The 25805-nt window shown below is 72.1% G+C and carries 26 protein-coding genes; 6 read left to right on the top strand and 20 right to left on the bottom strand.

Translation table 11 applies throughout. The features are described from left to right. Nucleotides 1–19: 19 nt before the first annotated feature. Nucleotides 20–1777 (bottom strand): protein kinase, encoded by a 1758-nt coding sequence (locus ACH4D3_RS15190; RefSeq protein WP_398321793.1) that lies wholly within the window; start codon nucleotides 1775–1777, stop codon nucleotides 20–22. 81 nt (nucleotides 1778–1858) lie between these two features. Continuing rightward, on the bottom strand, nucleotides 1859–2710 hold the full coding sequence (locus ACH4D3_RS15185) for a menaquinone biosynthetic enzyme MqnA/MqnD family protein (protein WP_398321790.1): 852 nt from the start codon (nucleotides 2708–2710) through the stop codon (nucleotides 1859–1861). A gap of 292 nt (nucleotides 2711–3002) precedes the next feature. Between ACH4D3_RS15185 and ACH4D3_RS15180 the strand changes: the two genes are divergently transcribed. Both ACH4D3_RS15180 and ACH4D3_RS15175 read left to right on the top strand, forming a co-directional pair. Then, the gene (locus ACH4D3_RS15180; RefSeq protein ID WP_004984723.1) at nucleotides 3003–3206 is read left to right on the top strand and encodes a cold-shock protein; all 204 of its coding nucleotides are present in this window, start codon (nucleotides 3003–3005) and stop codon (nucleotides 3204–3206) included. Nucleotides 3207–3326: 120 nt separating this feature from the next. Next, nucleotides 3327–3971: a class I SAM-dependent DNA methyltransferase gene (locus ACH4D3_RS15175; protein WP_398321787.1), complete on the top strand. Its 645-nt coding sequence runs from the start codon at nucleotides 3327–3329 to the stop codon at nucleotides 3969–3971. A gap of 37 nt (nucleotides 3972–4008) precedes the next feature. On the opposite strand, the gene ACH4D3_RS15170 is transcribed toward ACH4D3_RS15175, so the two are convergent. Together ACH4D3_RS15170 and ACH4D3_RS15165 are read right to left on the bottom strand one after the other, a co-directional pair. After that, nucleotides 4009–5937 (bottom strand): AMP-dependent synthetase/ligase, encoded by a 1929-nt coding sequence (locus tag ACH4D3_RS15170; RefSeq protein ID WP_398321784.1) that lies wholly within the window; start codon nucleotides 5935–5937, stop codon nucleotides 4009–4011. A 223-nt stretch (nucleotides 5938–6160) separates the two neighbouring features. Continuing rightward, a complete protein-coding gene (locus ACH4D3_RS15165; protein ID WP_398321781.1) occupies nucleotides 6161–7447 on the bottom strand; it encodes an acetyl-CoA C-acetyltransferase in 1287 nt (428 codons plus the stop codon). 214 nt (nucleotides 7448–7661) lie between these two features. Between ACH4D3_RS15165 and ACH4D3_RS15160 the strand changes: the two genes are divergently transcribed. Beyond that, on the top strand, nucleotides 7662–8840 hold the full coding sequence (locus tag ACH4D3_RS15160) for a beta-1,3-glucanase family protein (protein ID WP_398321778.1): 1179 nt from the start codon (nucleotides 7662–7664) through the stop codon (nucleotides 8838–8840). Nucleotides 8841–8920: 80 nt separating this feature from the next. On the opposite strand, the gene ACH4D3_RS15155 is transcribed toward ACH4D3_RS15160, so the two are convergent. The 6 genes from ACH4D3_RS15155 to ACH4D3_RS15130 form a co-directional block, all read right to left on the bottom strand. Next, nucleotides 8921–9421 carry a CAP domain-containing protein gene (locus ACH4D3_RS15155; RefSeq protein WP_398321775.1) on the bottom strand — a complete coding sequence of 167 codons (501 nt, stop codon included), beginning with the start codon at nucleotides 9419–9421 and terminating at the stop codon, nucleotides 8921–8923. Nucleotides 9422–9433: 12 nt separating this feature from the next. Next, a complete protein-coding gene (locus ACH4D3_RS15150) occupies nucleotides 9434–10183 on the bottom strand; it encodes a chitinase (protein ID WP_398321773.1) in 750 nt (249 codons plus the stop codon). A 30-nt stretch (nucleotides 10184–10213) separates the two neighbouring features. Further along, nucleotides 10214–10630: a cysteine/serine endopeptidase inhibitor gene (locus ACH4D3_RS15145; RefSeq protein WP_398321770.1), complete on the bottom strand. Its 417-nt coding sequence runs from the start codon at nucleotides 10628–10630 to the stop codon at nucleotides 10214–10216. Nucleotides 10631–10719: 89 nt separating this feature from the next. Beyond that, a complete protein-coding gene (locus ACH4D3_RS15140; protein ID WP_398321767.1) occupies nucleotides 10720–11862 on the bottom strand; it encodes an ROK family protein in 1143 nt (380 codons plus the stop codon). A gap of 110 nt (nucleotides 11863–11972) precedes the next feature. Next, on the bottom strand, nucleotides 11973–13493 hold the full coding sequence (locus ACH4D3_RS15135) for a sensor histidine kinase (RefSeq protein ID WP_398321764.1): 1521 nt from the start codon (nucleotides 13491–13493) through the stop codon (nucleotides 11973–11975). Beyond that, nucleotides 13490–14254, bottom strand: a complete 765-nt coding sequence (locus ACH4D3_RS15130; RefSeq protein WP_398321761.1) for a response regulator transcription factor — start codon at nucleotides 14252–14254, stop codon at nucleotides 13490–13492. The genes ACH4D3_RS15135 and ACH4D3_RS15130 overlap by 4 nt, the downstream gene beginning before the upstream one ends. A 101-nt stretch (nucleotides 14255–14355) precedes the next feature. Here ACH4D3_RS15130 and ACH4D3_RS15125 point away from each other — a divergent pair, with 101 nt between their 5' ends. The 3 genes from ACH4D3_RS15125 to ACH4D3_RS15115 all read left to right on the top strand — a co-directional run bounded on the left by ACH4D3_RS15125 (nucleotide 14356) and on the right by ACH4D3_RS15115 (nucleotide 17354). Beyond that, nucleotides 14356–15012: a DUF6461 domain-containing protein gene (locus ACH4D3_RS15125; RefSeq protein WP_398321758.1), complete on the top strand. Its 657-nt coding sequence runs from the start codon at nucleotides 14356–14358 to the stop codon at nucleotides 15010–15012. 171 nt (nucleotides 15013–15183) lie between these two features. Beyond that, nucleotides 15184–16476: a 3-oxoacyl-ACP reductase gene (locus ACH4D3_RS15120; RefSeq protein ID WP_398321755.1), complete on the top strand. Its 1293-nt coding sequence runs from the start codon at nucleotides 15184–15186 to the stop codon at nucleotides 16474–16476. Beyond that, a complete protein-coding gene (locus tag ACH4D3_RS15115) occupies nucleotides 16476–17354 on the top strand; it encodes a MaoC family dehydratase (RefSeq protein ID WP_398321752.1) in 879 nt (292 codons plus the stop codon). Before ACH4D3_RS15120 ends, ACH4D3_RS15115 begins: the two co-directional genes overlap by 1 nt. Here ACH4D3_RS15115 and ACH4D3_RS15110 read toward each other — a convergent pair. From ACH4D3_RS15110 to ACH4D3_RS15065, 10 genes are all read right to left on the bottom strand, one after another. After that, nucleotides 17339–18082, bottom strand: a complete 744-nt coding sequence (locus ACH4D3_RS15110; RefSeq protein WP_398321749.1) for a TetR family transcriptional regulator — start codon at nucleotides 18080–18082, stop codon at nucleotides 17339–17341. The genes ACH4D3_RS15115 and ACH4D3_RS15110 overlap by 16 nt on opposite strands. Nucleotides 18083–18142: 60 nt before the next feature. Further along, entirely contained in the window at nucleotides 18143–19465 is a 1323-nt protein-coding gene (locus tag ACH4D3_RS15105) for a dicarboxylate/amino acid:cation symporter (RefSeq protein WP_398321746.1), read from the bottom strand. A 72-nt stretch (nucleotides 19466–19537) separates the two neighbouring features. Continuing rightward, complete coding sequence (locus ACH4D3_RS15100; RefSeq protein ID WP_309546884.1) at nucleotides 19538–19639, bottom strand: putative leader peptide; 102 nt, start codon at nucleotides 19637–19639, stop codon at nucleotides 19538–19540. Between the two features lie 140 nt (nucleotides 19640–19779). Further along, nucleotides 19780–20079: a DUF4229 domain-containing protein gene (locus ACH4D3_RS15095; protein ID WP_398321743.1), complete on the bottom strand. Its 300-nt coding sequence runs from the start codon at nucleotides 20077–20079 to the stop codon at nucleotides 19780–19782. A gap of 100 nt (nucleotides 20080–20179) precedes the next feature. Continuing rightward, nucleotides 20180–20704: a GNAT family N-acetyltransferase gene (locus ACH4D3_RS15090; RefSeq protein ID WP_398321740.1), complete on the bottom strand. Its 525-nt coding sequence runs from the start codon at nucleotides 20702–20704 to the stop codon at nucleotides 20180–20182. Nucleotides 20705–20926: 222 nt separating this feature from the next. Continuing rightward, the gene (mqnE, locus tag ACH4D3_RS15085; RefSeq protein ID WP_398321737.1) at nucleotides 20927–22090 is read right to left on the bottom strand and encodes an aminofutalosine synthase MqnE; all 1164 of its coding nucleotides are present in this window, start codon (nucleotides 22088–22090) and stop codon (nucleotides 20927–20929) included. 65 nt (nucleotides 22091–22155) lie between these two features. Then, nucleotides 22156–22611 carry an Lrp/AsnC family transcriptional regulator gene (locus tag ACH4D3_RS15080; RefSeq protein WP_030401669.1) on the bottom strand — a complete coding sequence of 152 codons (456 nt, stop codon included), beginning with the start codon at nucleotides 22609–22611 and terminating at the stop codon, nucleotides 22156–22158. A gap of 65 nt (nucleotides 22612–22676) precedes the next feature. Beyond that, nucleotides 22677–23327 carry a UbiX family flavin prenyltransferase gene (locus tag ACH4D3_RS15075; protein ID WP_042824853.1) on the bottom strand — a complete coding sequence of 217 codons (651 nt, stop codon included), beginning with the start codon at nucleotides 23325–23327 and terminating at the stop codon, nucleotides 22677–22679. A gap of 55 nt (nucleotides 23328–23382) precedes the next feature. Continuing rightward, nucleotides 23383–24288, bottom strand: a complete 906-nt coding sequence (gene mqnP / locus ACH4D3_RS15070) for a menaquinone biosynthesis prenyltransferase MqnP (RefSeq protein WP_398321733.1) — start codon at nucleotides 24286–24288, stop codon at nucleotides 23383–23385. Then, entirely contained in the window at nucleotides 24285–25742 is a 1458-nt protein-coding gene (locus ACH4D3_RS15065; RefSeq protein ID WP_398321730.1) for a menaquinone biosynthesis decarboxylase, read from the bottom strand. Before ACH4D3_RS15065 ends, mqnP begins: the two co-directional genes overlap by 4 nt. Between the last annotated feature and the right edge of the window lie 63 nt (nucleotides 25743–25805).

Genomic DNA, 25805 nt, shown 5'->3' with positions numbered 1-25805 from the left:
GGGTGGAGACCCGGTCCCGCTACTTGATCTTCGACAGCCGTGCCTTCGGCCGGCCCGACTCCTCGCTCTTCGAGGCGTAGTCGAGGTCGTCGCCGACCGGGGTGAAGGTGACCGTGGTGGGCGCGGGGTTGCAGCCGTCGTGGTTGCCCTCGGCGCCGACCGACCCGGCGACGAGCTGCTTCTCCGTGACCTTCTTGAGGGTGATCACGTCGACGCAGACGCCGCCCAGCGCGTCGGTCTGGCGGAGCCTGCCCAGTTCCTGGCCGGCCTTCGCCTGCTTGATGGTGATCCGGAAGGTGCCCAGCGGCAGCTTGCCGTTCAGGGCGGCGGCCTGGCCCTCCCAGGTGCCGACGTAGCGCGCGGGCAGCCCGCCGGGGGTGGCGGCCGGAGGTTCGGGGGAGGCCTCGTTGCCCCCCGCGTTGTTGGCGTCGTTGCCCGAGCCCGGCAGCAGGTCCAGGACGAACACCGACCCCACCGTCACCGCCGCCAGCGCGCCCGCCACCGCCAGCGCCACGGTGCAGCTGATCCGGCGGCCGCGTCCCTGGGCGCCCTGCGTCGAGGTCGCCGCGACGGAGAGGGCGAGCCTGCCGGACGGGTGCCCCGTGTCCGGGTCCGCGCCGGGGACGAATGAGGAGGAGGCCGTTGGCGGTGGCGGGAGTGGCGTCGAGGGCGCCGTGGGCGTCGGCATCACCGGAGGAGGACCGAAGGTGCCGGAAGCACCGGAGGCACCCGCGGGCGTGGGCGCCGCCCGGTCCTCCTCCGGTCCCCGCGGAGCGCCTGTCCCGTTCTCCCCGCCCGCCGTGACCGACGGCCGGCTGAAACCCACCGGGCCCGACGCCTCCCCCGCGACCGCCCCCGGCCCCGTCTCCGTCTCCGTCTCCGCCGCCTCCAGGTTCAGCAGCCGTACGGCGCTGCGGCTGACCCGCTCCACCAGCGCCCCCGGCAGCCAGCCGCCACTCACCAGGCGGGCCGCGCCCTCGGGGGCCAGGCGCCGGGCCACCTCGGCGGGGGCCGGACGGGCGGCCGGGTCCTTCGCCAGGCAGGTGGCGACCAGCTCGCGCAGCTCCCCGTCCAGGCCGTCGAGGCTCGGCTCCTCGTGGACGACCTTGTAGAGGAGCGCGGCCGAGGAGTCACCCGGGAAGGGCGGCCGGCCCGTCGTCGCGTACGCCAGCACGGCGCCCAGCGAGAAGACGTCCGCCGCGCCGGTCACGCCCTTGCCGAGGATCTGCTCGGGGGACATGTAGCCGGGGGAGCCGACGGACACCCCGGTCGAGGTCAGGGAAGCGGTGCCGTCCGTGGCGCGGGCGATGCCGAAGTCGATCAGGAGGGGGCCGTCGAGGGTGAGGAGGACGTTGGACGGCTTCACGTCACGGTGGACGAGGCCCAGTTCGTGCACGGCCGCCAGCGCCTCGCCGAGGCCCGCGCCGAGCGCCCGTACCGAGTGGGCGGGCAGCGGGCCGCCGTCCGCCACGGCCGCCGTCAGGGACGGACCGGCCGCGTACGCCGTGGCGACCCACGGCACGCGCGCCTCGGGGTCGGCGTCCAGTACGGGAGCGGTCCAGGCGCCGCCGACCCGGCGCGCGGCGGCCACCTCGCGCCGGAACCGGGCCCGGAACTCGTCGTCCAGCGCGAAGTGCGGGTGCACGATCTTCACCGCGACCGTGCGGCCGCCCGCGCTGCGGCCCAGGTAGACCCGGCCCATGCCGCCGGAGCCCAGCCGGCCGAGCAGCCGGTAGGGCCCCACCACGGTGGGTTCGTCGACTTCGAGCGGCCGCATGGCGTCCACCCCTCCCCCGTACGCCGGTACCTGCCAGCAGGGTAGTGGGCCGCCCCCGCCGGCACCCGGGGCGCGTCCGGGTCAGGGGGTGCCGAGCAGCTCCACCTTCACGTCCGCCGGGAAGCCCGTGGTGGGGCCGACACGGCGGGCGAACTCGGTGACCGCCGCCAGCTGCGGGGCGCCGAAGCGGAAGTCGAGGGTGGTGAAGTACTTCGCCAGGGTGTCCTCGTCGAAGGCCTCCCAGCGGGCGGCCTGCTCCGCGACCTTCTCCACCTCCTCCAGGGAGAGGTTGCGGGAGGCGAGGAAGGCCTCGTGCACCTTGCGGGTGATGACCGGCTCACGCTCCGCGTAGTCGCGCCGGGCCGCCCAGACCGCGAAGACGAACGGCAGACCCGTCCACTCCTTCCACAGGGCGCCCAGGTCGTGCACGTCGAGGCCGTAGCGCGGGCCGTCGATCATGTTGGCGCGCAGGGCCGCGTCCCCGATCAGGACGGCCGCGTCGGCCTCCTGCATCATCAGGCTCAGGTCCGGCGGGCAGGTGTAGTAGTCCGGCTGGACGCCGAAGCGCTCCGACAGGAGGAGCTGGGCGAGGCGTACGGAGGTGCGCGAGGTCGACCCGAGGGCGACCCGGGCGCCGTCCAGGCGGTCCAGCGGGACCTGGGAGACGATCACGCACGACATCACGGGGCCGTCGCAGCCGACGGCGATGTCGGGAAAGGCCACGAGGTCGTCGGCGTTCTTGAGGAATTCGACCAGGGTGACGGGACCGATGTCGAGATCACCGCGCACCAGCTGCTCGCTGAGCTTCTCCGGGGTGTCCTTCGTCAGCTCGAAGTCGAGGAGCGTGCCTGTTCTCGCGAGCCCCCAGTACAGGGGCAGGCAGTTCAGGAACTGGATGTGGCCGACACGCGGCCGGGTGCGAGAATTGTCCACATCGGGAGGCTAGCCCTCCGCCCGCATCCGCCCGTCGGCGACCCCCGGCGTCAGCCGAACGGCGCAGGCGTTCAAACGTCCGGGTGAAGTGATCTTGACCTCTGTTGCGCTCGGGGGCCTGCGTGCTAGGCTCACAGCAAGTTGCAGTTTGGTTTCCCTTGCAGTACAGAGCCTGCGGAGCATGTGACCGCGGGCTCTCGTCGTTCTCAGACGTATGCAGTTGTGCGGCATTCAAAGTCTTCACACTTGCTGGTTCTGGAGCAGGGCAACCCTTTGGGCCCAAGGAGGGCTTATGGCTACCGGAACCGTGAAGTGGTTCAACGCCGAAAAGGGCTTTGGTTTCATCGCCCAGGAAGGCGGCGGCCCCGACGTCTTCGTCCACTACTCCGCGATCAACGCGACCGGATTCCGGTCCCTCGAGGAGAACCAGCAGGTGTCCTTCGACGTCACGCAGGGCCCCAAGGGTCCGCAGGCGGAGAATGTCACTCCTGTCTGATTGACAGCAGTACCCAAGGAGCCCCGCGCCGGTTTCGGCGACGGGGCTCCTGCCTTTCGTGAAACCTTCGTGAATTCCTCACCGACTCCTGCTGTCAGTGGCTGCCGCTAGGGTCCGGCCATGACCGTCGACCCCGCCTTCGTGGCCACCACCCGGACCTTCTACGACGCCATCGCCGAGGACTACCACGTCCGCTTCCGCACCGCGCTGGACGACGCCCCGCTGGACCGGGCGCTGATGGGCGCCTTCGCCGAGCTGGTCGGACCGGAGGGGCAGGTGGCCGACCTCGGCTGCGGGCCCGGACTGGTCACCGCGCACCTCGCCTCGCTGGGCCTGCGGGTCTTCGGGCTCGACCTGTCCTCCTCGATGCTCGCGATCGCGCGCCGGGAGAACCCGGGGCTGCGGTTCGAGCAGGGGTCCATGCTGGACCTGGACCTGCCGGACGGCGCCCTCGCGGGGGCGGTCTCCTGGTACTCGTCGATCCACACGCCGTGGGAGCGGCTGCCGGACCTCTTCGGCGAGGTGCGGCGCGTGCTGGCCCCGGGCGGGCATCTGCTGCTCGGCTTCCAGGTCGGTGACGAGCCCAAACACCATGACCGGCCGTGGGGCCACCCGGTCGCCCTGGACTTCGAACGGCGGCGGCCGGAGCCGATGGCGGAGCTGCTGGAGCAGGCCGGGTTCACCGTGCTGTCCCGGACGGTACGGACCACCGAGGAGACCACCGTCGCCCAGGTCCCGCAGGCGTTCCTCATCGCCCGCCGCTGAGCATCCGCCGGGGCAGGCCCTGGCCCTCGTGGAACCCCTACCCCTCGTACAGCCCCTCCACCGCCTCCGCGAAGTCCCGCATGATCGCCTCGCGGCGGAGCTTCATGGAGGGGGTCAGGTGGCCCTCCCACTCGGTGAAGTCCCTGGGCAGTACGGCGAAGCGGCGGATGGACTCCGGGCGGGAGACCAGCTTGTTGGCCTCGTCGACCGCGCGCTGGAGCACGGCGTGGACGTCCTCGTCGTCGGTCAGCAGTTCCGGCGGCACGGGGTGCTTGCCGTTCATCCGGCGCCAGTGGGTGACGCCGTCCGGGTCGAGGGTGAACAGGGCGGTGACGTAGGGGCGGCGGTCGCCCAGGACGATGCACTGGGAGATCAGGGGGTGGGAGCGCAGCCAGTTCTCCAGCGGGGCCGGGGCGACGCTCTTGCCGCCCGCGGTGATCAGCAGCTCCTTCTTGCGGCCGGTGATCGTCAGATAGCCCTCGTCGTCCAGGCTGCCGATGTCACCGGTGGCGAACCAGCCGTCGGGTGCGGCCTGGACGACGCCCCCGGCCTGCGGGTCCCAGTAGCCGTGCAGGACCTGCTCCCCCGCGACGAGGATCTCGCCGTCGGCGGCGATGCGGATGCGGGTGCCGGGCAGCGGCCAGCCGACCGTGCCGAGGCGCGGCTTGAGCGGGGGCGTGACGGTGGCCGCGGCGGTGGTCTCGGTGAGGCCGTAGCCCTCGAAGATCTCGATGCCGGCGCCGGCGTAGAAGGCGGCCAGGCGGCGGCCGAGCGGGGAGCCGCCGCAGATGGCGTACTTGACCCGGCCGCCCATGGCGCCCCGGATCTTCCGGTAGACGAGCGGGTCGTAGAAGGAGCGGGCGGTCTTGAGGCCCCGGCCGGGGCCGCTGCCGGTACCGGTCTGGCGGGCCTCCTTGGCCTCGCCGTAGCGCACCGCCACCGAGGCGGCCCGGTCGAAGGCGGAGGCCCGGCCGCCGGACTCGGCCTTGGCGCGGGCGCTGTTGAAGACCTTCTCCAGCATGTACGGGATGGTCAGCAGGCAGGTCGGGCGGAAGGCCGCCAGGTCCGGCAGCAGGTCCTCGGGTTTCAGGCTGGGCGCGTGCCCGAGGCGGACCCGGGCGCGGACGCAGGCGACGGCGACCATGCGGCCGAAGACGTGGGACATCGGCAGGAAGAGCAGGATCGAGGGCTCCTCGCCGGTCTCCGCCTTGAAGACCGGGTAGAGCAGCTCGATGGCGTTGTCGACCTCGGCGAAGAAGTTGCCGTGGGTGAGCACGCAGCCCTTGGGGCGGCCGGTGGTGCCGGAGGTGTAGATGAGGGTGGCCAGCGTGCCCGGGCCGAGCATGCCGCGGCGTACCTCCACCTCCGCGTCGGGCACCCGCGCGCCCAGCTCCGCGAGCCGCTCCACGTGTCCCTTCTCCATGACCCACAGGTGCCCCAGGTCGGGGATGCGGTCCAGCTCGGGGCCGAGCGCCGCGGCCTGTGCGGTGGTCTCGGTGACGAGGGTGACGGCGCCGGAGTCCTGGAGGATCCAGCGGGTCTGGAAGAGGGAGGAGGTGGGGTAGATCGGGACGGTGACCAGTCCGGCCGCCCAGGCGGCGAAGTCCAGCAGCGTCCACTCGTACGTCGTCCGGGCCATGATCGCGATGCGGTCGCCCGGCAGCAGGCCCTCGGCGATCATGCCCTTGGCGACCGCCAGCACCTGCCCGGCGAACTCGGCCGCCGTGACGTCGCTCCAGTCGCCGTCCGGCGACCTGCGGCTGAGGACGACCTGGCCCGGGACCGCCGCCGCGTTGTCGAAGGGCAGGTCGGCGAGGGACCCGCGGCGCACCGGCGGCGCGAACGGCGGTACGTACGCCTCCCGTACGGTCCCGTCCAGCATCCGCGTCTCGGGCGCCACCAGGGTGGGGCCGGGCGAGTCGGCGTAGGCGGCGGACGCGGCGAAGGACGGAAGCGGGGTGGACACGGGCGGCTCCTGGGACGTGCAGCAAAGACACTGCTTCTGCTGTCGCTGCTCTGCTGCATGACGTACGTGCCTCGCGCGCCGAGGCGTTCATCGCCGGTTCCGCGGACATGGGTTACCGGCGGTCAGTTCCGGGATCGTACGGTGCCCAGGTGGGGACTTGGTGCGCGTTCCACGATCTTCCCGCGCCGGAGGTGTGCAGTGTTGGGGGTTACCTGAGGGTAAGTCACGTTCGTTCCAGTATGGCCGTGACACCCTGGCCGCCCGCCGCGCAGACGGAGATCAGGCCGCGCCCCGGTCCGTCCCGCTCGGCGAGCAGGGTGGCCAGGGTCGCCACGATACGGGCGCCGGTCGCGGCGAAGGGGTGGCCGGTGGCCAGGGAGGAACCCGCCACGTTCAGGCGGGCCCGGTCCACCGGGGTCAGGCCGCGCTTCTCCCAGGCGGCCAGCGTGGCCAGCACCTGGGACGCGAACGCCTCGTGGATCTCGACCAGGTCGAAGTCCCCGATCCCGAGCCCGGCCCGCTCCAGCATCCGCGGGACCGCGTACGCGGGGGCCATCAGCAGTCCGTCCTCACCCCCGGCCACGTCCCCGCCGGCGAAGTCCACGGCCGCCGTCTCGTAGGCCGTGAGGTACGCGAGGGGTTCGATGCCGCGGGCCTCGGCCCACTCCTCGCTGGCCAGAAGCACCGTCGCGGCGCCGTCCGTCAGGGGGGTGGAGTTGCCCGCCGTCATCGTGGGACCGGGGGCGTCGAGCCCGAACACCGGCTTCAGTGCGGCCAGTTTCTCCGGCGTCGAGCCGGGGCGCAGGTTCTGGTCGCGGGCCAGGCCCCGGAAGGGGATCACCAGGTCCCGGAAGAGGCCGCGTTCGTACGCCGCCGCCAGCCGCTGGTGGCTCGCGGCGGCCAACGCGTCCTGTTCCTCACGGGTGATGCCCCAGGCCCGTGCGGTGACCGCGGCGTGCTCGCCCATCGACAGGCCGGTGCGCGGCTCGGCGTTGCGCGGGATGTCGGGGACCAGGTGTCCCGGGCGGACCTTGGCCAGGGCCTTGAGCCTGCCGCCGGCGGTCTTCGCCCGGCGGGCCTCCAGGAGGATGCGGCGCAGACGGTCGTTGACGCCGAGCGGGGCGTCGCTCGCGGTGTCGGCGCCGCCCGCGATCGCCGACCCGGTCTGGCCGAGGGCGATCTTGTTGGCGGCGGCGATCACGGCCTGGAGTCCGGTGCCGCAGGCCTGCTGGATGTCGTAGGCGGGGGTGCGCGGGTCGAGGGCCGAGCCGAGGACGGTCTCGCGGGCGAGGTTGAAGTCCCGGCTGTGCTTGAGGACCGCCCCGGCCACGAACTCGCCGACCGCGCCCGGCTCCTGGAGCCCGTACCGCTCGACCAGGCCGTCGAGGGCCGCGGTGAGCATCTCCTGGTTGGAGGCGGTGGCGTACAGCCCGTCGGCGCGGGCGAAGGGGACGCGCGTGCCGCCGAGCACGGCGACGCGGCGCGTGGACTGCTGTGCCAGTGGGCTCATCTCGGACCGCTCCTCACCCGCGACATGGACTTACCGGCGGTAACACTACCGCACGCACAACTGCGCCGGGCGGGAGCGAAGAGGAACCACGGACCCATACGGGAAAAAATCCCGGACAAATCAAAGAATGCCGTGAATCGCAGTACGGTCACCTTCGCCATTGGCCCTTAACCCTTAACCATTCACCGATCACCGATCAGAGGAGAATTGCGGGATGACGACCCACGACCGTCCGCGGTCAATAGCGCGCCGTTCACTTCTCGTGGCGGCCGGAGGGGCCGCGCTCGCCGGCCCGCTGGTCTCCGCCGCCGCGCCCGCGGCCCGTGCGGCGGCGGGCGGGCGACTGCCGCTGACCGTCGTCAACAACAGCGGCGAGTTCAAGAACGCGTCGGTCCACGTGTACATCGTGGGGACCCGGAACGACCGGCAGGTCAGGGTCGACCGGGCCGGAAACGCCGTCCCGCTCGCCCTCGCGGACAACGGGGCCGGCGGGTTCACCGACTACGCGATCCCGCTCGCGGCGAAGGGCGAGACCCACCTCTCCCTCCCCCGTATGTCGGGCCGCATCTACGTGTCCCTGGGCGGGAAGCTGAAGCTCAAGGTGGTGCGGGACGGCAACGGGCGGCCCGCGCTGCAGACCCCGGCCGGCTGGGTGGCGTCGGACCCCAACCACCCGGTTCTGCACGACTGCGCGGAGTTCACCCACAACGCCGACGGGATGTTCTGCAACACGACCATGGTCGACATGTTCAGTGTCCCGATGAGCCTCCAGCTGACCGGGCGGGGCCGGCACACCACCGGCGCGGTGCGCAAGGGCGGCAGGCGGGCCGTCTTCGCCGCCCTGCGACGGCACGAGGCGTTCGACCGGCTGGTGGTGAGCGACCTGCGGGCCCTCGCCCCCGGGCACGGCCTCGACGCCGGACGCTTCCCGGGGAACTACTACGGCCCGTACATCGACCGGGTCTGGCAGCGGTACGCGCGGCAGAACCTCACCGTCCGCACCAACGCGGGCACCTTCACCGGTCGGGTACGCAACGGGAAGCTGACCTTCCACGGTCCGGCCACCCTCACCTTCGACCGGCCCACCACCCGCGACATCCTCTTCTGCGACGGCAGCCTCGCCGCACCCAACGACGGCCTGCGCGGCCCGGTGGCCGCGGTGCTCGGCGCCGGGTTCAACCGCTCCGTGCTGCTGCGCGCCGGCGCCCAGCCCACGACCGGCGCGGCGGCCTTCTACCGGACGCCCGTCACCAACCACTACGCGCGGGCGATCCACTCGGTGGTGAACAACGGCAAGGCGTACGGCTTCGCCTTCGACGACGTGGGTGACTTCGCCACGTACATCCAGGACAACGCGCCCCAGCGCCTGCGCCTGACGGTCACGCCCTTCTGATCCTCCGGCAGACCACCGCCGCGTGCGGTGTGCCGCGGCATCGGCACACCGCACGCGGCGGTCGGCTCGCAGTGGGCGGATCAGAACTTCGCGCCGAAGTCCTGGGTCCAGTACGTCCCGTAGCGGGTGCCCGGCTTCTTCACGTACCCGACGCCCAGGTGCTCCAGCGAGCAGTCGAGGATGTTGGCCCGGTGGCCCGGGGACCTCATCCAGCTCCGCACCACGGCGGCGGCGGTCTTCGGACCGGCGGCGACGTTCTCCGCGAGCGCGTTCCAGCCGGTGTAACCGGCGGCCCGCGCCCTGGTCACGATCGTGCTGCCGCCCGATCCGACGTGGCCGACGAAGTCGTGCCGCGCCATGTCGGCCGTGTGGCGCTGCGCGGCCCTGGCGAGCGCCGCGTCGAACGTCAGCCTCGGGCAGCCCGCCCTGGCCCGTTCGACGTTCGTCAGCCTGAGCACGTCGGCCTTCAGCGCCTTGGGCGGGGGCACGGCCGCCGAGGCGGGGGCGGCGGATCCCGCGGACAGTGCGGTCGCCGCGGCGGCGACGGTCAGGGCCGCGGCGAGGTACCGGGACATGAACATGTTCCCGCTCCCTCAGCAGCTCTTGTTCTTGCCGGGCGCGACGTGCAGGATCCGGGCGAACCTGTCGTACTGGGCCACCCGGTGGCGCACCTGGTCCGGCCTGCGGCCGTCGCACTCGACGGCGCCGTTGATACTGCGGACGGTCTGGCCGAAGCCCGCCCCGCTCACCATGGCGCGGTGGCCGGTCATGGAGCCGGAGCCGGTCTGCCGCATCCAGAACCACAGGGCCGTCTTCCAGGCGACGACCGGGTTCTTCTGCACCAGGTCCGGGTGGTGCAGCAGGTCGATGCCGAGGGCGTCACCGGCGGCCTTGTAGTTGTAGTTCCAGCTCAGCTGGATCGGGCCGCGTCCGTAGTACTTGGCTTTGCCGGCCGGGCAGCCGTAGGGCCTGCCCGGTTCGCAGTAGTGGTCGTAGTTGGACTTGTCCAGTTCGACGATGTGCTTCAGCCCACCGGTCTCGTGCGAGACGTTGGCGAGGAAGGCGGCGGCCTCGCGGTTTCTGACGGCGGCGCCGCCGGTGTGGGCGAAGGCCGGGAACGCCTTCATCGCCTTCGTCAACGAGGCATACGTGTAGAACGCGTTGTGGTTCGGGAACATGCGGTTGAACTCGGCCTTGCCGACCACGAATCCGGCCTGTGCGGCGGGCGCGGCCTGTACGGCGGGAGCGGCGGGAGCGGCGGACGCCGCGGTGGCCAGCGGTCCGGCCAGGGTCGAGAGTGTCAGGGCCGCGAGCAGCCCGGTGAGTATGCGGGACTTGGACATGGATCGAACTCCCCTGTTACCTGATACCTGTTACCTGACGAACTTCCACTTGACGCCCTTGATGACGCCCTTGGCCGGAGCGGCCAGCCTCGCGAAGGCGGGCCGCCCGAGGTCTATGTGGTTGGGGCCGCAGCCGGCGCACTTGTCCCGGACCGGCACGGTCACGGACTTTCCCCGGTAGGTCACGCGCACCTTGAGACCGCACAACGGGTCCTTGTTCGGATTGGCCGCCGTCCACCATTTCGGCGAGACGGCGACGATCGACTGGTGCGCCGCGTCGACCGGCTTTCCGCAGGCTCCGGTGCCGCGGTCCGTGTAGAACGTGGCCTTTCCCTGCCGCACCGTCCCCATGGGGACCGCGGAGGCCGGGCTCGCCTGCGCGACGCCCAGAAGGGCGGCGGCCACGCCTATGGTGACGAATCCTCTGACCCGCCGATTCATGAGCATGCTGAGTTGTTCCTCTCTGCGGGCGGGTGGAATGAGCACACCCGGACACCGGGATCTTAGAAAGCCGCCAATTTTGTCGTCGAGGACCGTCAATATTCCGGGTCCGGATTAAATGCCCTGCGGCCGGATTTACTCCGGCCCGCTTCGGTGGGCCGCCGCAGCAGGAATACGGCACCGAGGGCGGCGGCGAATTCGCCCAGTTCGGCGCGGCGGACGAGCAGCGGCGGGCGGGAGCCGAACCGCACGACGTTCGCCCCCAGTTCCCGCCGTACGGCTTCCATGAGCGCCGGGGCGGCGGTGACGAGTTCGCCTCCCACGACGACGGCGCCGGGTGCGAGCGCGTTCGCCAGGCCGGCCAGCACCCGGCCCGCGTACGTGCCCGCCCGCCGGACCGCGGCGTGGGCGGCCGGTTCACCGGCGCACAGCGCGGCCGTCAGGTCCGCCGCGTCCGCCGCGGCCCGGTAGGCGCGCAGTACGGCCCCGGTGGACGCCACCGTCTGCAGACATCCCCGGCCACCGCAGGCGCAGGACGGGCCCGCGGGCTCCACGGTGATGTGCCCGAACTCCCCGGACCGGCCGTGTGCGCCGTGGTGCAGCGCGCCGGCGCTCACCAGTCCGCCGCCGACCCGGTCGGACAGTTCCAGGTAGAGCACGTCCCGCTGTCCCGCGGCCGCGCCCCGCACGGTCTCGGCCAGCGCCGCCAGCCGCGGGGCGGCGTCCAGCCGGACCCGGGTGCCGAAGCTGCGGCCGACCAGCGTCGCCAGGGCCCGCCGGTCCACCGGGGCGGACGGGCCGGCGGCCGGGTCCGTCACCGAGACCCCGACCCCGTCGAACACGTCGAGCCGCGGCCGCCCGCCGGTCAGGGTGTCCGCCAGCCGGCGGGCGAGGGCGACCCGCTCCGGCCAGGGCGCGTCGGCGGGACAGCGCTCAACGGCGGTGCCGACGTCGTCGTGCAGCACCGCCATCGCGGCCACCCGGACGGCCCGCCGGCCGAAGTCGATGCCGAGGACCCGCCCGGCGTCGGGGTTCAGCGCCAGCAGTTCCGCCGGGCGCCCGCGTCCGCGCGGCCCGGCGTCCGGCACCGTGGCGACCACCAGACCCTGGTCCACGAGCCTGCTGACGACCTCGTACAGCGTGGTGCGGGACAGTCCGCACAGTTCCCCCAGTTCTCCCCTGGTCAGGGGGCCCGACTGGCGCAACGACCGCAGCACCTGGTCCGAGTGCGTTCGCACGTCCGGCACTTCCGGCATCCCTCCCCCGCAGCAGTCCGAGCCTGCTGTGGGGAGGAACGTAGGAGCCGATCTTGTGAAATTCTTGTGACCGTCCCGGCGGGTACGCCCGCTCAGTCGGCGGGTACGCCGGCTCGGTCGGTGGGTACGCCCGCTCGGTCGGCGGCGGTCAGCCAGTCGCGGCGGAGCAGCGGCAGGGTGTGTGTGACGTCCCGGACGCCGGTGACCGGCAGCCGCACCTCGAAGCGCGCTCCGGGTGTTCCGTCCGGACGGTCGGTCGCCACGATCCGCCCCTGGTGCAGGGCGACCTGCTGGGCGACCAGGGTGAGGCCGAGTCCCGAACCGGGGCTGTCCCGGCTGCGGTGGAAGCGCCGGAACACCGCCTCGCGCAGCTCCGGTGGGACGCCCGTGCCGTGATCGTCGACGGTGAGGACGGCCACCGGTGCGCCGACTCCCTGGACGGCCCGCAGAGTCACTTCCAGGCGGGCGTCGCCCGTCCTGGTGCGGCCGTGGGTCCAGGCGTTGATCAGCAGGTTGTCCACCGCCGAGCGCAGCCCCTCCCGCCAGGCGTGGACCAGCAGGCCGTCCGCGGCCCGCACGGTCGGCCGCGCGCCGGGGTGGGACCGGCGCAGGTCCCCGACGCAGGCGCGGACGAGCTCGCCCAGATCGAGCGTGGTGAAGGCGTCGGCCTCGACCAGATCGCCCTGGGCGAGCGTGCGCAGCATCCCCAGCAGTCCCAGCAGCCGGGCCTGTTCACGCGCCAGGTCGGCGAGCACCTCCTCGCGGTCGGCCGCGTCGAGGTCCGGGTACTCGGTGAGGACGTCCAGGTTGGTGCGCATGCTCGTCAGCGGGTTGCGCATCTCGTGGGAGGCCGCCGCGGCGAAGGACCGGGCGGTCTCCAGCGCCTCCCCGGCGCGCGCGGCCTGCTCGTCGTACCGGGCCAGTACGGTCCTCAGCGTGCCGGCGAGGTCGTCCACCTCGGTGACGCCGCTCGGCGTGTGATCCAGGCGGAGCACGGTGCTGCGGGGGTCGAGTCCGTTCGCCCGGTGCTGGAGGCGGCGCAGCGGCAGGGTGGCGCGGCTCGCGATGAGCCAGGCGATCGCCCCGGTGACGGGCGCGGACAGCAGGGCCACCGTCAGGATCCGGTGCCGTACCCGCGCCAGTTGCGCCCGGTAGGCGGTGTCCGGGGAGTACATCCACAGGTTGGGCCGGTCGGGTGGTGTGCCGTTCGGCGGGGTGATCCGGCGGGACATGACGAGCCACTTGGTGCCGCCCGGCCCCGCGCCGTCCAGGACGACGGGCTCTCTGGCCTCGTCCGGCAGTGGCAGCGCCGGGTCGTGCCGGGGACCGGCCGCGACGACGCCGCCCGGTGCCCGCAGCCGGAAGCCGACGTCCGGCGACGAGACGACCAGTCGGCGCCGGGCGTTCCTGGCGGCGACGGGGTGACCGGCCTGGACGGCCTGCAGATAGGCCTGGGCGTTGTGCGTGAGGGTCGTGGCACGCGAACGCAGCTGTCTCTCCTGCTCGGCGCGCAGGTCGCCGGTGAACCAGTCCAGCAGCAGGTAGTTGGTGGCGAGGACCAGGACGGGCACGATCACGGCGGCGGACAGCGCGATGCGGGTGGAGAGCCTCACGGTGCGGCTCCGGCCGCTCGCGCACTCCTGCCCGTGCTCTCGTGCGTACTCTCGCCGGTGCTCCCGTCCGCGCTCCCGTCCGTGCGCAGCACGAACCCGATGCCGCGCACGGTGTGCAGGATGCGGGGGCGTCCGTGCGCCTCCGTCTTGCGCCGCAGGTAGCTGACGAAGGTGTCCACGGCGTCCGTGCGGACTTCGGCGTCGTACCCCCAGACCCGCTCCAGCAACTGGCCGCGGGTCAGGACGATGCCCGCGTTGCGGGCCAGCGTCTCCAGCAGATCGAACTCGCGGAGCGTCAGTCGCAGGGGCCGTCCGTCCAGTGACGCCTGGCGGGCGGACGGTTCCAGGACCAGGCCGCCGGCCCGCACGCGGTCACCGGCGGCCGGACGGCGCCGGCGCAGCAGGGCGTGCAGCCGCAGCGTGAGCTCCTGCAGGGCGAACGGCTTGACCAGGTAGTCGTCACCGCCGGCCTGCAACCCGGCGATCCTGTCCGCCACTTCGTCCAGACCGGAGAGCATGAGCACCGGCACGTCGTCCCCGCTCTCGCGCAGGGCCCGGCACACCTCGATACCGCTCGGTCCCGGCATGCGTACGTCGAGGACAACGATGTCCGGCCGCTGTCGGCGCAACGCCTCCAGCGCGGCGTGCCCGTCCTCGGCCAGCGTCACCTCGAAACCCCCCAGGCGCAGCCCCCGTGCCAGCGAACGCCGTGTGCTCACGTCGTCGTCGGCCACGAGAACCCGTCCGGCCCTGCCGGTCATGCGGTACTCCCCCCAGCGGTCCCAACTCTCCTCCCCCGAGGCGATGTTACGCGCGACAGGCGCACGGACACGGCGACCGGGCCGGATGACAGGATGCCGCCATGACCGACAAACCCACCGCCGACGACTACCGGTGGATCACCGAACAGCACGAGGACTGGGTGGACGCGTACTGCGTCACCTACGTCGGGACGATCGCACCCGGGGAACTCCTGCGGGCCCTGGGCGCCGATCCCGCCGAGCGGATCACCGGCGTGAGCCGGCTGGCCGAGCTGACACTGGCCCACGACGAGGACGACCAGCGGTTCTTCGTCGGGGCCACCGCGGTCGGCGACTGGTCCGTGATGGTGGAGCACAACGGCTTCCTCGGCGCCACGGACGAGGCCGTGGGCCCCCTCTCCCGAGGCCGCACGGTGGTCTCGCACTACCGCAACGCCAACGCGCTGCACCGCTTCTGCTGGTACGTCGACGGCACGCTGCGACTGGACTTCGACGCGCTCTTCGCCGACTCCCGCGAGGGCAGCGCCCCGGACGGACTCCTCGCCGACATGGCGGAATGCGGCTTCGACCTCACCGGCGAGGACGACACCCCCGCGCACTGGGCCCACACCACCGTCCATCCGTCGTTCGCCCTCGCCGAACGCCTCACCGGCATCCGCCTGACGCCGCAGACGCTCACCGCCGCGCCGTACCTGTGCGGCCTCAGCGCGAACCCGTGGGAGGCGAGCGGGGTGCCCTGGGGCGCGGCACCGAGCTAGAGCCCGCCCGGCACCCGCCCGGCACCCGCCCGGCGGCCGACCGAATCCCGCGCGAGAACTGCTCCTGTCCCGCTCCCCACCCGCCACCCGGGATTACCTCCGGTAACCTTACTCTCGGGTAAGCACTCGTGAGCGCGCGTGGACACGACAGAGTCGCAGGGGAGACAGGACATGGCCGACCGCTATCTCAGCTTCACCGGTACCGCACCGGGCCGTTTCCTCACCCGCCGGCTGGGGCTGCCGCAGCCCGCGGTACTGCGGCGGGACGCGCTCGACGGCGGCCTGCTGCACCTCACCGCCGGCCAGCCGGAGCTCGGCCTCGCGCCCGTCCTGGCCCGCACCGGCCTGCCCAGGGACGAGGACGGCCGCCCCGCCGCCGTCGTCCTCGACGCCACCGGCGTACGGGACACCGACGCGCTGGCCGAGGTGCACGCCGCGCTGCATCCCGTCGTACGGTCCGTCGCCGCGAGCGGCCGGGTGGTGGTGCTCGGCGCGCCGCTCGACCCGGCCGACCACCACCAGGCCGCCGCGCAGCAGGCGTTGGAGGGGTTCACGCGCTCGCTCGGCAAGGAGATCGGGCGGGGCAGGACGGTCAACCTCGTACGGCTCACCGACGCGGCGCCCGCCGAGTCCACCCTCCGCTTCCTCCTCTCCCCCGCCTCCGCCTACGTCAGCGGCCAGGTGATCGAGGTCGCCGCGGCGGATGCGGGCGCCGCCCCCGACGACTGGGCGCTGCCGCTCGCCGGACGCACCGCCCTGGTCACCGGCGCCGCGCGGGGCATCGGCGCGGCGGTCGCCGAGACGCTGGCCGGGCAGGGCGCCCAGGTCGTCGTCCTCGACGTGCCGCAGGCCGAGGAGGCGGCACGCCGGGCCGCCGAACGCCTCGGGGGCACCGCGCTCACGCTGGACATCACCGCGGCGGACGCGGGCGAGCGCATCGCCGCCGCGCTGCCGGGCGGGCTCGACGTCCTCGTCCACAACGCGGGCATCACCCGCGACCGGCGCCTGGTCAACATGCCGGCCGACCGCTGGAGTTCGGTGCTCGACGTGAACCTCGCGAGCGTCCTGCGCACCACGGACGCGCTGCTCGCGGCGGGCGCCGTCAACCGGGGCGGCAGGATCGTGGCGACGGCCTCCATCGCGGGCCTCGCGGGCAACGCGGGCCAGACCAACTACGGCGCGAGCAAGGCGGGCATCGTCGGACTCGTCCGCTCGCTGGCGCCCCGGGCCCTCGCCGAACACGGGGTGACGGTGAACGCGGTGGCGCCCGGCTTCATCGAGACGAGGATGACGGCGGCGGTCCCGCTGCTCATCCGCGAGGCCGGCCGCCGCATGAACTCCCTCGCGCAGGGCGGACTGCCCGTCGACGTCGCCGAGACCACCGCCTGGCTCGCGCACCCGGCCTCCGGCGCGGTCAACGGCCAGGTCGTACGGGTCTGCGGCCAGAGCCTGCTGGGGGCGTGATGACCACCGCGGCCCCGCCCCCCAGCACCCTGACCGGCGTCCCCGCGCTGGCCCCGCTCCTCGCGCGCGGCGCGCTGCTGTCGCCCCTCAAGCGCCCCCGCCCGGACGCGGACTTCCCCCGCACCCGGCTGGTCCTGCCCGGCCTGCGCGTCGACCTCGCGCGGCTCGCGGCGTACGAGCGGGTGTGCGGGTTCGCGACCGGCGCGGACGCGCTTCCCGTGACCTATCCGCACGTGCTGGGCTTCCCGATGGCCATGCGCCTGATGAGCGGCCGGGGCTTCCCGCTGCCGCTGCTCGGCCTCGTCCACACGTCCATCGGCATCACCCGCCGGGCCGCCATGCCCGCGACCACCGGGTACGAACTCACCGTGTACGTCGAAGGGCTGGCCCCGCACCGGCGCGGCACCGAGGCGGCGGTGGTCACGGAGGTCCGGGCCGGGGGCGACGTCGTGTGGGAGTCCCGCAGCACCTACCTGGCCCGGCACCGCACCACCGCCCGGCCCTCCGCCGCCGGTGAGACCCCCGCGGCGGAGCGGGAACCCCTCCCCGTGCGCGCCGAGTGGCGACTCGCCGGTGACATCGGGCGGCGTTACGGCGCCGCCTCCGGGGACCGCAACCCGATCCACCTGCACCCGCTCACCGCCCGCCTGTTCGGCTTCCCCCGGGCCATCGCGCACGGCATGTGGACCGTGGCCCGGTGCCTCGCCGAGCACGGGACGCCGGACGCGACCGTGGTACGGGCGGAGTTCCGGGCGCCCGTGCTGCTGCCGGGGACGGTGGCGTACGGGGCCGGGGACGGGCGGTTCGAGCTGCGCGGCGGCGACGGAGGACGGCGGCTGCACCTGTCCGGCGAGGTGGGGCCCTACCCGGCGGCCTGAGCCACCGGCTCGGCATCGGCCACCGGCTCGGCATCGGGCACCGACTTGGCGTCCGGCACCGGCTCGGCGTCCGGCACCGGCTCGGAATCCTCCGGCGCGGACCAGGGCCGCCCCGCCATCAGGTCGCCCAGGCCCGCCCAGGCGAAGTTCATCAGGGTCGCCGCCGCCTGCTTCGCGGTGACGCCCTCGGTGGCGCCCGCCCAGTCGGCCAGCGACTCCGCGGCGCCGACCAGTGCCTCGGCCAGCCCGGCGACCTCGCCCTCGGCCAGGTGCGGGTCCCGGTGCGCGTCACGCGCGGCGGCGGCGATCAGCTGCGTCACGAAGGCGACGATCTCCTCGCGCATCGCCGCCACCTCGGCGGCGAACCGCTCACCGTGCGTACGGGCGTGCAGGTGCAGCACCCGCCAGGCGTCCGGATGCCGTGCGGTGTGGTCGAAGAACGCCCGCAGCCCCGACCAGAGTTGCCCGTCGGCGGACAGCCCCGGACGCACGCCGGCCCGCACCGCCTCGGTGAGGGCGCGGGCCTCGCGGCCGATGCAGGCGCTGAAGAGGTCGTCCTTCGAGTTCAGGTACAGGTACACCAGCGGCTTGGACACGCCCGCCAGTTCGGCGATCTCGTCCATCGACGCCGCCATGTACCCGCGCCGGCCGAAGACGCTCACGGCGGCGTCCAGCATCTGCTGCTCACGGACCGCACGCGGCATCCGCTTGGTCTTTCCTGCACCCATGCGAATCAGCGTACGGTCCGTGCGGCGGTGTCCAGGACGTCAGCGTCCCGGACGGGACGGTCAGGCGGCGACCGGAACCGGCTCCGACGCCTGCTTCTCCCGCTCCGGCTCGTCGATCGGCGAGGCGTGCGCCTCGTCGTAGGCCTTGCGGTCGAGGATCCCCTCACGGGCCGAGACGATCACCGGGACGAGCGCCTGTCCGGCGACGTTGGTCGCCGTGCGCATCATGTCGAGGATCGGGTCGATGGCGAGGAGGAGGCCGACGCCCTCCATGGGCAGGCCCAGGGTGGAGAGGGTCAGGGTGAGCATGACCGTGGCGCCGGTGAGGCCGGCCGTGGCGGCGGAGCCGACCACCGAGACGAAGGCGATCAGCAGGTAGTCGCCGATGCCGAGCTGGATGTCGAAGATCTGCGCGACGAAGATCGCGGCGATCGCCGGGTAGATCGCGGCGCAGCCGTCCATCTTGGTCGTCGCACCGAAGGGCACGGCGAAGGACGCGTACTCCTTCGGGACGCCGAGGCGCTCGGTGACCTTCTGGGTCAGCGGCATGGTGCCGACCGAGGAGCGGGAGACGAAGGCCAGCTGGATGGCGGGCCAGGCGCCCTTGAAGAACTGGAGCGGGCTGGCCTTGGCCACGGTGGCGAGCAGCGTCGGGTAGACCACGAACATCACGATGGCGCAGCCGACGTAGATGTCGGCGGTGAAGGTGGCGTACTTGCCGATGAGGTCCCAGCCGTAGGTGGCGATGGCCTTGCCGATGAGGCCGACGGTGCCGAGCGGGGCGAGGCGGATGACCCACCACAGGGCCTTCTGGAGGAGTTCGAGGATCGACTCGCTCAGGTTCAGGATCGGCTGGGCCTTCTCGCCGAGCTGGAGGGCGGCGATACCGGCGACGGCGGCCATGAAGACGATCTGCAGGACGTTCAGCTCGGTGAACGGCGTGATCACGTCGGTGGGCACGATGCCGGTCAGGAAGTCGATCCAGGAACCGGTGTGTTCGGGCTTGGCGCCGTCGGCCGCGGTGAGGCCGGTGCCGGCGCCGGGGTTGGTGACCAGGCCGATGACGAGGCCGATGGCCACCGCGATCAGCGAGGTGATCATGAACCAGAGGAGGGTGCGGGACGCCAGGCGGGCCGCGTTGTTGACCTTCCGCAGGTTGGTGATCGAGACGAGGATCGCGAAGAAGACCAGCGGTGCGACGGCCAGCTTCAGCAGGCCGATGAAGATGTCACCGACCTTCTCCAGGGTGGTGACCAGCCACGATATGTCCTGGCTGCGGGCCAGCCAGCCCAGCAGGACGCCGAGGACGAGACCGGCGAGTATCTGGGCCCAGAAGGGCACCTTGAGGTACTTCGTCACAGAAGAGGGTGAAGACACGGACATGCTCCGTAGGGGGACGGGACGCGGGATGGGACGCGCTGAGCTGACGTGGGGACGACTGGTGAGGGGGGAACGTCAGGGGCGACAGTTCGCGGACGCGCACCGGCAGAGGTCCACGTGCAGGCGCGCCACGAGCGCGAGGCGCTGTGGTGTGGTGGGCGCGGCTGCTTGCTTCATGCACACGACTTTAACACCCATGCTTTGAGACACTCAAAGCCATACTTTGAGAGGCAGGAGTGCACTACTGCCCGCAAAACGCAAAGCGCCCCGGTTTCCGGTGAATTCGGAAGCCGGGGCGTGCGGGTGCGTGACGGACGTTACGAGGTCTGGCCCTGCGCCCGTGCCGTGTCGTCGGCGGTGTCCTCCTGGCCGCGGTTGGCCTCCAGGTTGGCCTTCATGCGGTCCACCCGGCCCACGACCTGGACCGAGGCCCGGTCCCGCTCCTTGCGCAGCGCGACGTAGCTGATGGGGGCGGAGATCAGCAGGGAGAGCAGGAGGATCCACATGCCGTTGGAGTCGCCGAGGCCGCGCGGGAACACTCCGGCGTAGACGAGCCCCCAGACGACCACGAGGCAGCCTGCGAAGATCCCGAGGCGCATCAGCGTGTAGCGGAGCATCTCAATCCACTCTTCCGTTTCTGGCACAAAGAGGCACTGTCCAGTGAAACATGCCGGGCCGTCGATCTTGCAGGGGGGTCGGCCGGGCGGCGGCCGGGGATCAGGCCAGGGGCAGCAGCATGAAGACGTCGTCCCGGTCGTCGCCGGGGGCGACCCGGATCGCGCCGGGGACCCGGCCGACCTCCTTGTAGCCGCAGGACTCGTAGAACCGCTCCAGGCCGAGCCCGCCGCGGCAGGTGAGGCGTATCGCCTCGATGCCGTCGCAGGTGCGGGCGGCGTCCGCGGCGGCGGCCATCAGGTCCCGGCCGTAGCCCCGGCCCTGGTGGCGCGGGTGGACCATGACCGTGTAGAGCCAGAGCCAGTGCCGCATCAGCCGGTGCGTGTTCAGGGCGAGGAACGCGGTGGCGGCCACCCTGCCCTCCTCGTCGAGTCCGACGAGGAGGCGGGTACGCCCTTCGGCCATGCCCGTCAGGTGCTTGAGCAGCTCGGGGCGGACGTCCTCGCGCGTCACCGGCGGCACGAAGCCCACGGAACCGCCCGCGTTGGAGACGTCGGTCCACAGGTCGAGGACGCCGTCGCGGAGGTCGGGGGTGACGGCTGGATCGAAGGTGAAGGTAAGGGACACCGAGCCATAGTAGCCATTACGCGAGTGCTCGTGCGGCGACTCCTGGGTCGTTCGGGTCCGTGCCGGGTGCGGGTGGTTCGTGGCTGGTCGCGCAGTTCCCCGCGCCCCTGCGCCGGGACAGGCCCGGCGCCTCTCAGGAAGCGTGGGTGCATGCCCTGAGGGGCGCGGGGAACTGCGCGACCGGCCCCCACCGGCCGGCGGCCGAAGCACTGCCGCGGCGAATCAGACCCGCATCGGCTGCGGCGCCTCCCGGCGCGCCGGGTCGGGACCCTCGTACTCCCGGAGGATCTCGTACCGCGTGTTCCGCTCGACCGGCCGGAACCCGGCGTCGCGGATCAGGTCCAGCAGGTCCTCGCGCGTCAGCTTGTTCGGCGTGCCGAAGTCGTCCGCGTCGTGCGTGATCTTGTACTCGACGACCGAGCCGTCCATGTCGTCCGCTCCGTGCTGGAGGGCGAGCTGGGCGGTCTGGACGCCGTGCATGACCCAGAAGACCTTGACGTGCGGCACGTTGTCGAAGAGCAGCCGCGAGACCGCGAAGGTCTTCAGCGCCTCCGCGCCGGTCGCCATCTGGGTCCGCGCCTGGAGGCGGTTCCTGACCTTGCCGTCCTTCATGTCCACGAAGTCGTGCTGGTAGCGCAGCGGGATGAAGACCTGGAAGCCGCCCGTCTCGTCCTGCAGCTCACGCAGGCGCAGCACGTGGTCCACGCGGTGGCGGGGTTCCTCGATGTGGCCGTAGAGCATGGTGCACGGGGTCTTCAGGCCCTTCTCGTGGGCCAGGCGGTGGATGCGGGACCAGTCCTCCCAGTGGGTGCGGTGGTCGACGATGTGCTGCCGCACCTCCCAGTCGAAGATCTCCGCGCCGCCGCCGGTGAGGGACTCCAGACCGGCGTCGATCAGCTCGTCCAGGATGTCGGAGGCGGACATCCCGGAGATGGTCTCGAAGTGGTGGATCTCGGTCGCTGTGAACGCCTTCAGCGAGACCTCCGGCAGCGCGGCCTTCAACTCCCTGAGCGAGCGCGGGTAGTAGCGCCACGGCAGGTTGGGGTGCAGGCCGTTGACGATGTGCAGCTCGGTGAGGTTCTCGCCCTCCATCGCCTTGGCGAGCTTCACCGCCTCCTCGATGCGCATCGTGTACGCGTCCTTCTCCCCCGGCTTGCGCTGGAAGGAGCAGTACGCGCAGGAGGCGGTGCACACGTTGGTCATGTTGAGGTGGCGGTTGACGTTGAAGTGGACGACGTCGCCGTTCTTCCGCGTCCGCACCTCGTGCGCGAGGCCGCCGAGCCAGGCGAGATCGTCCGACTCGTACAGCGCGATGCCGTCCTCGCGGGTCAGCCGCTCACCGGAGCGGACCTTCTGCTCCAGCTCGCGCTTGAGCCCGGCGTCCATGCGATACCTCTTTCTGAGACAGACTGGTCAACCGTACGCCTCGGCCCGGCGGCCGGTCCCGGAGGCTAGACCTCTTCGGGCAGCTCGCCCACGCGGTTCTCCCACTTGGTGGAGAGAACGATGGTGGTACGGGTGCGGGACACGCCCTTGGTGCCCGACAGCCGCCGGATGATGCTCTCCAGGCCGTCCACGTCGGCGGCGCGCACCTTGAGCATGTAGGAGTCGTCACCGGCGATGAACCAGCAGTCCTCGATCTCCCGCAGCTCCTTGAGGCGCTGCGCCACGTCCTCGTGGTCGGCGGCGTCGGAGAGCGAGACGCCGATCAGGGCGGTGACGCCGAGGCCGAGCGAGGCGGCGTCGACGGTGGCCCGGTAGCCGGTGATGACACCGGCCGCCTCCAGCCGGTTGATGCGGTCGGTGACGCTGGGTCCCGAGAGTCCGACGAGGCGCCCCAGCTCCGCGTAGGAGGCCCGGCCGTTCTCCCTCAGGGCCTGGATGAGCTGCCTGTCCACCGCGTCCATGCGATCGAAGCCTTCCACTGAAGAGTTCTGAAGATGTGGGTAACAAACGTGTGGGGGGGTGGTGCTCAGTCGGTGGGGCGGGCCCCGCCGAGGTCGCCGCGCCAGCGGCGGTACAGGTCGTGCCCGACGCCCGCGGCGTCGAGAACGCGTCCGGCGACGAAGTCCACCAGGTCCTGGATGTGCGTCGCCCCCGCGTAGAACGCCGGGGAGGCGGGCACCACGCTCGCACCGGCGTCGTCCAGGGTCACCAGGTGCCGCAGCGTCCGGCCGTCCAGCGGGGTCTCCCGTACGGCCACGACCAGCCTGCGGCGCTCCTTGAGGGTCACGCTCGCGGTGCGCTGGAGCAGGTCCTTGGACAGCCCGAGCGCGACACCGGCCACGCAGGCCGTGGACGCGGGCACGATCAGCATGCCCTTCGTCGGGTACGACCCCGAGGACGGCCCGGCCGCGAGGTCGCCCGCGCTCCAGTGCCGTACGCCGGAGACGTCCGCGTCGAAGGTGTCCGGCTTTCCGTCGGCTCCGCGGGCCAGCCACTCTCGCAGGTCGTGCTGCCAGTGGGCGTCGCGGAAGGAGATGCCGGTCTCGTCGAGCAGGGTGAGCCGCGAGGCCCGGCTGACCACCAGGTCGACGCTCTCGCCGGCGGCGAGCAGCGCACGCAGCACGGCGGCGGCGTACGGGGTGCCGGAGGCCCCGGACACCCCCACGATCCAAGGCACGCGCTGCGTCTGTCCTGGGTTCATGATGCCGAGCCTAGTCGCAGGCTCAGGGTATTCAGACCGTGAGGCCCCGTACGAGCAGATCCAGCAGCGCGCACACGAACAGGGCGATGCCGATGAAGCCGTTGACGCTGAAGAATGCCCTGTTGAGGCGGGACAGGTCGGTGGGGCGGACGATGGTGTGCTCGTAGAGGAACGCGCCCGCGACGATCAGCAGGCCGAGCCAGAAGAAGACACCCGCGTCGGTGGCGACGGCGTACCAGGCGAACAGGGCCGTGGTGACCGCGTGGCAGGCGCGGGCGCCCCAGATCGCGGCGGGGATGCCGAAGCGGGCCGGGACGGACTTCACGCCGACCTGCCGGTCCGTCTCGACGTCCTGGCAGGCGTAGATCAGGTCGAAGCCGCCGATCCAGATGCCGACCGCGAGGCCGAGGATCACGGCCTCCCAGGACCACTCGCCGGTGATCGCCAGCCAGCCGCCGATCGGGCCCATGGCCTGGGCGAGGCCGAGGATGGCCTGCGGGAAGTTCGTGAACCGCTTGCCGTAGGGGTAGACCACCATCGGAACGACGGCGATGGGGGCGAGGGCCAGGCAGAGCGGGTTGAGCAGCGCCGCCGCGCCCAGGAAGACGACCAGGGCGATCAGCGCGCCGGTCCAGGCGTGCCTGACCGACATGGCGCCGGTGACCAGCTCGCGGTGGGCGGTGCGCGGGTTTCGGGCGTCGATCTCGCGGTCGATGATCCGGTTGACCGCCATCGCGAAGGTGCGCAGGCCCACCATGGCGACGGTGACCAGGAGCAGCCGGCCCCAGTGGATGTTCTCGTCCCACCTGTACATCGCGGTCAGCGCGGCGATGTACGCGAAGGGCAGCGCGAAGACCGAGTGCTCGATCATCACCAGGCGCAGGAAGGCCTTGGTGCGCCCCGGCTGCTGCGGCAGGGCGGCGGACGCCGACGTCACAGTCCGTACTCCTTCCAGCGGCGGTCGACCTTCGCCGCCGTCTCCGGGTCGGACAGCACCATGTCCGGCCAGCCCCCGTCGCGCGTGTACCCCTCCTCGGGCAGCTTCTTCGTGGCGTCGATGCCCGCCTTGCCGCCCCAGAACTGCTGGTAGGAGGCGTGGTCGAGGTGGTCGACCGGCCCTTCGACGACGGTGAGGTCACGGCCGTAGTCGGTGTTGCCGAGGGCCCGCCAGGCGACCTCGTGCAGGTCGTGGACGTCGCAGTCGGAGTCGACGACCACGATCAGCTTGGTCAGGGACATCATGTGGGCGCCCCAGATGGCGTGCATCACCTTCTGGGCGTGCTTGGGGTACTTCTTGTCGATCGAGACGATCGCGCAGTTGTGGAAGCCTCCGGCCTCGGGCAGGTGGTAGTCCACGATGTCCGGGACAATGATCTTGAGGAGCGGCAGGAAGAAGCGCTCGGTGGCCCGGCCGAGGGGCCCGTCCTCCGTCGGGGGGCGGCCGACCACGATCGACTGGAGCAGCGGGCGTTTCCGCATCGTCACGCAGTCGATCTTCAGGGCGGGGAAGGGCTCCTGCGGGGTGTAGAAGCCGGTGTGGTCGCCGAAGGGGCCCTCGGGGAGCATCTCGCCGGGCTCCAGCCAGCCCTCGATGACGACCTCCGCGTGCGCGGGGACCTGGAGCGGGACCGTCTTGCAGTCGACCATCTCGATCCGCTTGCCCTGCAGGAACCCGGCGAAGAGGTACTCGTCGATGTCGCCGGGGAGCGGGGCCGTGGAGGCGTAGGTCACGGCGGGCGGGCAGCCGAAGGCGATGGCGACCGGCAGGCGCTCGCCGCGGCGGGCGGCAACCTGGTAGTGGTTGCGGCTGTCCTTGTGGATCTGCCAGTGCATGCCGATGGTGCGCCTGTCGTGGCGCTGGAGGCGGTAGAGGCCCAGGTTCCGGATGCCGGTCTCCGGGTCCTTGGTGTGGGTCAGGCCCAGGTTGAAGAAGGAGCCGCCGTCGTCCGGCCAGGTGAACAGGGCCGGGAGGCGCTCCAGGTCCACGTCGTCGCCGGTGAGGACGACCTCCTGGACGGGGGCGCTGCCCGGCTTCACCTTCTTCGGCGGTACGTGCGTCATCGTGCCGAGCTTCCCGAACGCCTCGCGCATGCCGACGAAGCCCTGGGGCAGCTCGGGGCGCAGCAGCCCGCCGATCTTGTCCGAGATGTCGGAGTACGACTTGAGGCCGAGGGCCTTGAGCAGTCGGCGGTCGGTGCCGAAGACGTTCATCGCCAGCGGCAGGTCGGAGCCCTTCACGTTCTCGAAGAGCAACGCGGGGCCGCCGGCCTTGTTCACCCGGTCGACGATCTCCCCGACCTCCAGGTACGGGTCCACCTCGGCCTTGATGCGCTTGAGGTCGCCCTCGCGCTCCAGCGCCCTGAGCAGGGAGCGAAGATCGTCGTAAGCCATGCCGTCCAGTATCCCCGAGCGGCTACCCTGGCCCTGTACCTGGGGGCCGTGACGCGTCCCCAC

Origin of the sequence: Streptomyces sp. NPDC018026 (genome assembly GCF_044327745.1) — a bacterium.
Lineage (GTDB): Bacteria > Actinomycetota > Actinomycetes > Streptomycetales > Streptomycetaceae > Streptomyces > Streptomyces rubrogriseus.
Note: the sequence above shows the minus strand (reverse complement) of the source record. Positions and strands in the feature narration are given on the sequence as shown.